Raw genomic sequence first — 6,133 nt, forward strand, 5'->3', positions numbered from 1 at the left:
TGTAATTATATATCTAAATGTGTGATGGGAATTAGGGTAATATTTATATCAAAATTAATAATCGTTGAAGATAATACCGTTTATTACACTTTCTTAACGAATCTTGATTTTGAACATGCAAAGGACTATCTAAAAATCTATAAAAAGCGTTGGAATATAGAAACAAGATTTAGAATGTTTAAAGACCTAAAAATAAAAACGAAATCCAGGACTTTAAAGGTTAGGTTGTTTCTATTTATACTTAGAGCGATAATCCATAACTTTTGGATTTGGATGAAACATAAAAACGAAATTCCTTATAATTTAAATTATAATTTAAAAGAATTTATTATATCAATTAACGACTTTGCAAACTTGTATTGCAAACCTTCCTTTGATTATTATGGTGGTAATACTCGGTTGTGTATATCTAATGCATATTCGGAGATACTGATTAACTTTTTTAATATCAATTAGCATTATTAAACACTGCCTATGTAGTATGGTGATTTTGATGATAATTTTTGGACTATTTGGTAAGACAGGTTGCGGAAAAACTGAGATTTTGAAGGAATTGAAAAAACATCATCCTGTTGTTGATATTGAGGAATGTGCAAACACGCGAGGTAGTGTGTTAGGAGATTTATATCATTTAAGGCAAAGAAATCAGGAGGAATTTGAAAAGGAATTGGATAAGCAGATAAAAAAAGCAGAGAAGGAGGGTTACTGCATTGTTGAATATGAAGGAAGAAAGATAGGTGGTGTAGAGAAATTAAAAATCTCTGGACTGTTTGCCAATCTGAACAACTACACATACAAAATATTGATAGATTGCCCATATGAATGCCAAATAAATAGGCTCTTGAACCAATATCTTCCAAAAAATGAGTATGAGAAGAGGATTTTAATTTCCAAGTTTGAATTATTGAGAAATTCATTAAAGAGAGAAGAGATCCTAAAAGCAATTGATGAAATTATAAAACTAATTGAAAAAGATGAATACTACAACGCTGCAATTCTAATAGAAGAAAAACTTTACAGAGAACACTACATGAGGACTATAAGAAAAATACAGGCAGATTTGATTGTCTATAATGATGATTTGAACAAATCTATCAAAATTATTGATGAGTTTATAAAATCAAAATTGGCAGATAGGTGAGAGTTTGGACGAAGAAATCTTGGCAAGGTTACTGACTTTTAAGGATGATGTTGTTTTATCAATTATCTTAAATGATGGTAGGAAGATGATAACGGATGGTAAAAAAATCCTTGCTGGGAAGGTTGGTGGAGAGTTAGCATCGTTTATTTTGAATAAATCAAAAGAAATCATTGAGAGTAAAAAGATAGAGGTTGCTGAATTTAATGATTATAAGATTTACTTTGAGCCAGTGGATATCAAAAAATACCTAAACTCAATTGGAAAGGAACTTACTGATGATTTAATAACAGTGGATGATTTAGGGAAGTTGATGAAGAAGGATGAAGTTATTGTTGTTGATGTGAGGTCCCCAAGGGAGTACAAAGAAAGAACGATACCAAATGCCATAAACATCCCCCTGTTTTTAGATGGGGAGCATGAACTCATTGGTAAGATTTACAAGGATGAAGGTAAGGATAAGGCAATGGAAGTAGCAGCAGGGATTATTGAGGAAAGTATTAGGAGAATTATGAGGGATGTAATCAAATTGGATAAAAGTAAAACAATTGTTGTTTTTTGTGCAAGAGGTGGAATGAGGAGCCAATCTATTGCCCTAATATTAAAACTTTTAGGATTTAAGGTTAAGAGGTTGATAGGAGGATTCAAAGCATATAAACATGCTGGAAAATAGTTGTTTGCGTTAAATATTGGAAAAATACTTCAATAAATTTAAGAAAGATTGCGACTTATTTTAAAATTTAAGACAAATACAACATTTAAGAATTTCGAAGCATATAAATAAATTTAGTAAAATTCGCAAATAACTATAAATTCTCAATTATTTTTCAACAAACTTAAATCGAAAGTTTTATATATATAATAAACGATAGAATTATAATGATTAATCATTATAAATAATACTCAACAAAAAATTAATAATAAAAAATTAGGCGATAGGATGAAGTTGGGGGACAAATATATTCCAATGGAAAAATTCAACAAACTAAAAGAAGAGTTCTCAAAAAATCCAGAAAAATTCTGGGCTGAGCAGGCAAAATGCTTAGATTGGGATAAAACTTGGGATAAGGTATTGGAATGGAATTATCCATATGCAAGATGGTTTGTCAATGGAAAATTGAATGCCTGCTATAATTGCTTAGATAGGCATATAAAAGGAAATAAGAGAAACAAAGCCGCAATAATATGGGGGGATGAAAATGAGAATAGAAGGATATTAACATATTATGAACTATATAGAGAAGTTAATAAATTTTCAAATGTCCTTCAAAACTTGGGTGTAGAATGTGGGGACAGGGTGGCAATATATCTCCCTATGATACCTGAGGCAATAGTTGCAATGCTCTCATGTGCAAGGATTGGGGCCATACATACAGTTGTATTCTCTGGTTTTTCATCCGATGCCCTTGCAGAAAGAATAAATGATGCCGGAGCAAAGATATTGATCACTGCAGATGTACTCTACAGGAGGGGTAAAAAGATAAGCTTAAAGAATATTGTGGATAAGGCTCTATTGAATTGCCCTACAATAAACCATGTAGTTTATGTTCACAGGGATAAAGAAAATGATATTAAGTTAGTTGAAGGCAGGGATTATCTGTGGGAGGAATTAATGAAAGGAGCAAAAAAATATGTAAAACCAGTATCTGTTGATTCAAACCATCCGCTATTTATATTATACACAAGTGGAACTACTGGAAAGCCAAGGGGGTCGTGCATTCAACTTGGGGTTATTTGGTTTATGTAACAAAAACTATGGAATGGACTTGGGGTATTAATGACATGGATGTATTTTGGTGCACTGCAGATATTGGATGGATTACAGGACATAGTTATGTCGTATATGGTCCACTTTCATTAGGAACAACAACAGTTATATATGAAGGATCTATTGATTATCCAAATCCTGGAAAAATATGGGAAATCATAGAAAATCATGGGGTGACTATCCTTTACACAGCCCCAACAGCAATAAGGATGCTCATGAAGTATGGTGAAGAATGGGTAAAATCTCACGACATATCTACATTGAGAATATTGGGAAGTGTTGGAGAACCAATAAATCCAAGGGTATGGAAATGGTATTATGAAGTTGTAGGGCAGAAGAAATGCCCAATAACTGACTGCTATTGGCAAACTGAAACTGGAGGGCATATTATATACCCACCAATAGGTATTCAGGGAATCCCTTTAAAACCAGGTTCTGCAACATTTCCAGGTATTGGTATTGAGGCAGATATCGTAGATGAGAATGGTAACTCACTCCCACCAAATGAAAAGGGGTTATTAGTTATTAAAAATCCATGGCCTGGCATGTTGATAGGATTATGGAAGAACGATGAGAGATACAGGGCTGCATATTGGGAAAGGATACCTAACTGCTATTGTCCATCCGATTACGCCATTAAAGATGAAGATGGCTACTTCTGGATACTTGGAAGGGCTGATGAGGTGTTAAATGTAGCGGGCCATAGAATAGGAACGGCAGAACTTGAACATGTCCTTGTTTCCCATCCGCTTGTATCTGAATCTGCAGTCATAGGAAAACCTGATGATATAAAAGGAGAAGTACCGGTTGCCTTTGTTATTCCACGTAGGGAGATAAATAATAAAAAAGAAGCAAAAGAAGAGTTAATAAATACGTGAGAGAAACCCTGGGGCCTATTGCAGTTCCTCAGATGATATTCTTTGTAAATAAACTCCCAAAAACAAGAAGTGGAAAAATCATGAGGGGAGTTCTAAAAAAACTTATATCTGGCGAAGAACTTGGAGACCTCTCAACAATAGAAGACAACACAAGTATAGATGAAATAAAAAAAGAACTATCTGATTTTAAATTTGAATAAATAACTTTTTTATACATAACTTTTAAATTTTAAATCTGTTGAATATTATTTTAGGAAATTTTAAGGTGTAAATTATGAAAAATGTTGTAGTTCATGATGCCTACGATAAGAAAGCATTTGAAAGATTTTTAAAAAATAATAGATATTTAAAGGCACTTTTAAGAAATTACGAGCAATTCAGCCCACTACATGAAAAATTAGCAGAAGATACATTTTATGCTTTTTTTAAGTATGTTGTTGAGTTTAATGAGGTTATTGAGGAGGAATTTAAAATAAACAAAATCATTCTTGAAGGTGGATTGGGATCTATTGAATATGAAAAAACAAAGTTAATGACTGAATTGGATGAAGTAAATGCAGGAATGGCAACTAATATGTTCCTTGAGAAGTTTCTTGAGAATATTAAAGCATTAAAACTCCAAAAAGAATATAAAAAACTTGCAGAAATGGCTAAAAATAAAGAAAAAGGAAATGGTGAGGGCATAAGTTTGGATAGTGAAGGTGAAAATACAGAGTTTGATGAATTCATGTCAAAAATAAAAGATGTTGCTAAGAACTCATTAAAAGAAATCTCCGAGGATATTGGAGATACCATAAATGGAATGAATGCAGTGTCTTCTTGGGGTAGTGGAAAGGGCGATAAAAAATCCCTAAATCCTGAGGAAAGGATAAAATTAGCATCAAAAATCTTGGAAAATAAAACAATACATAAAATCGTTAAAAAACTTGGAAGATTAAAACTCATAGCAATAAATGAGTACAAATCAAAGATAATACACTACAGTGGAGAGATCTATTCAATAAAAATGGGCGATGATTTGAAGCATTTATTGCCAAAAGAATTGGTTAATTTTTCTGATGAAATCTTATACCTTGATTTTTTAAGGAAATTTGTGGACAAAAAACTTCTAACTTATGATTTAGATAATGAGGTTGAAAAAAGTAAAGGCCCGATTATTGTTTTATTAGACCATAGCGGTTCTATGTATGGAAAGAGGGAAATTTGGGGAAAAGCAGTTGCTCTATCAATAATAGAAATAGCAAAAAAAGAAAAGAGAAAATTTGGTTATATTGCATTTGATGATGATGTGAGATTTAAGAGGATATTCAATGATATTTCCATTGATGATATTTTGGAGTTGGCATCGTTGTATTATGGTGGAGGAACGAATTTTGAAAGACCATTAGAATGTGCAATAGAGATAGTAAAGAAGGATTTTGAAAATGCAGATATTGTATTGATTACCGATGGATATGCAGATGTTAGCGATGAATTCTTAAAAAAATTAGATGATTTAAAAAAAGATAAAAAATTAAAATTGACATCCATCTTTATTGAGGTATATCCTACTGAAACCATAAAGAAGATTTCGGATGAGTTAATAAAGGTGTTTGATTTAACTGATGAAGATGCTAAAAAAGTATTCAGAAAGTTATAAATGTCAAATTTAAATTTTAATCCATTGGTAGATTATAGTCGTTCTGCAATTAAATATCTAACTGACAGTGTGATTACGATATTCCCTTCTTTATTAGTTCTTTACTACACTCTTTAACCACTTCATAAAACGATAGTCCATATTTGTATCTCAAATATTCTATGTAGTTTGATACTATCGCCATAAATCTAACGAATCCAATATTACTCTTTTCAGACATTAGATAGTTTCCTTCGATTTCTAAAATCGATTTATCTCTTCGCTTGCGGAGCAAGCGAGCAGTGAAATACTTAGTATTTCACCCAATCGATGTTTTCGCTTTGTGATAACAGGCGAGTTACGAAAAACCGATTTAAGTGCTACCTATTTCTATTTTTTTGGTTTTAATTTTACTGACAGTGTGATTACGAGAATCCTTTCTTTATTAGTTCTTTACTACACTCTTTAATCACTTCATAGAATGATAATCCATATTTGTGGCTTAAATATTCTATACAGTTTGATACCATTGCTATAAACCTAACAAACCCAATATTGCTCTTTTCAGACGTTAGGTAATTTCCCTCAACATCTAAAATCGATTTATCTCTTCTATGCTTTTCTTCTATCTTTGGTCTCTTCATATACTCGCTTATTATGTTCTCTGCCTTCTTTTATGGTTTNTAGAGACCAGATACTTAGGTTTTCGCTTACGAAGTAAGCGAGCAACG

Annotated in this window: 6 protein-coding genes and 1 pseudogene; 5 read left to right on the plus strand and 2 right to left on the minus strand. The window is 32.1% G+C overall.

Annotated features, from left to right (window positions below; genetic code table 11):
* The first annotated feature begins 24 nt into the window (after positions 1-24).
* The 5 genes and pseudogenes from METFODRAFT_RS04660 (at position 25) to METFODRAFT_RS04680 (ending at position 5,423) form a co-directional block, all read left to right on the plus strand.
* Positions 25-456 carry a transposase gene (locus METFODRAFT_RS04660; protein ID WP_007044394.1) on the plus strand — a complete coding sequence of 144 codons (432 nt, stop codon included), beginning with the start codon at positions 25-27 and terminating at the stop codon, positions 454-456.
* A 37-nt stretch (positions 457-493) separates the two neighbouring features.
* On the plus strand, positions 494-1,141 hold the full coding sequence (locus METFODRAFT_RS04665) for a selenouridine synthase SelU-like subunit (protein ID WP_048115579.1): 648 nt from the start codon (positions 494-496) through the stop codon (positions 1,139-1,141).
* A gap of 4 nt (positions 1,142-1,145) precedes the next feature.
* Entirely contained in the window at positions 1,146-1,811 is a 666-nt protein-coding gene (locus METFODRAFT_RS04670) for a selenouridine synthase SelU-like subunit (RefSeq protein ID WP_007044396.1), read from the plus strand.
* Between the two features lie 267 nt (positions 1,812-2,078).
* Positions 2,079-3,984 (plus strand): annotated as a pseudogene (acs, locus tag METFODRAFT_RS04675) (acetate--CoA ligase).
* Positions 3,985-4,058: 74 nt separating this feature from the next.
* Positions 4,059-5,423 (plus strand): VWA domain-containing protein, encoded by a 1,365-nt coding sequence (locus METFODRAFT_RS04680; RefSeq protein WP_007044400.1) that lies wholly within the window; start codon positions 4,059-4,061, stop codon positions 5,421-5,423.
* A 73-nt stretch (positions 5,424-5,496) separates the two neighbouring features.
* Here the strand turns inward: METFODRAFT_RS04680 and METFODRAFT_RS10070 are convergent, their stop codons facing one another.
* Positions 5,497-5,697: a hypothetical protein gene (locus tag METFODRAFT_RS10070; protein WP_083820846.1), complete on the minus strand. Its 201-nt coding sequence runs from the start codon at positions 5,695-5,697 to the stop codon at positions 5,497-5,499.
* Positions 5,698-5,827: 130 nt separating this feature from the next.
* Entirely contained in the window at positions 5,828-6,046 is a 219-nt protein-coding gene (locus METFODRAFT_RS04685; protein WP_007043479.1) for a hypothetical protein, read from the minus strand.
* Between the last annotated feature and the right edge of the window lie 87 nt (positions 6,047-6,133).

The sequence above is a fragment of the Methanotorris formicicus Mc-S-70 genome (genome assembly GCF_000243455.1).
GTDB classification, from domain to species: domain Archaea; phylum AGJL01; class Methanococci; order Methanococcales; family Methanococcaceae; genus Methanotorris; species Methanotorris formicicus.

Bases quoted from the DNA above. Each gene is read 5' to 3' on its own strand.
- METFODRAFT_RS04660 (WP_007044394.1), top strand. From the start codon at position 25: ATGGGAATTAGGGTAATATTTATATCAAAATTAATAATCGTTGAAGAT.
- METFODRAFT_RS04665 (WP_048115579.1), top strand. From the start codon at position 494: ATGATAATTTTTGGACTATTTGGTAAGACAGGTTGCGGAAAAACTGAG.
- METFODRAFT_RS04680 (WP_007044400.1), top strand. From the start codon at position 4,059: ATGAAAAATGTTGTAGTTCATGATGCCTACGATAAGAAAGCATTTGAA.
- METFODRAFT_RS04685 (WP_007043479.1), bottom strand. From the start codon at position 6,046: ATGAAGAGACCAAAGATAGAAGAAAAGCATAGAAGAGATAAATCGATT.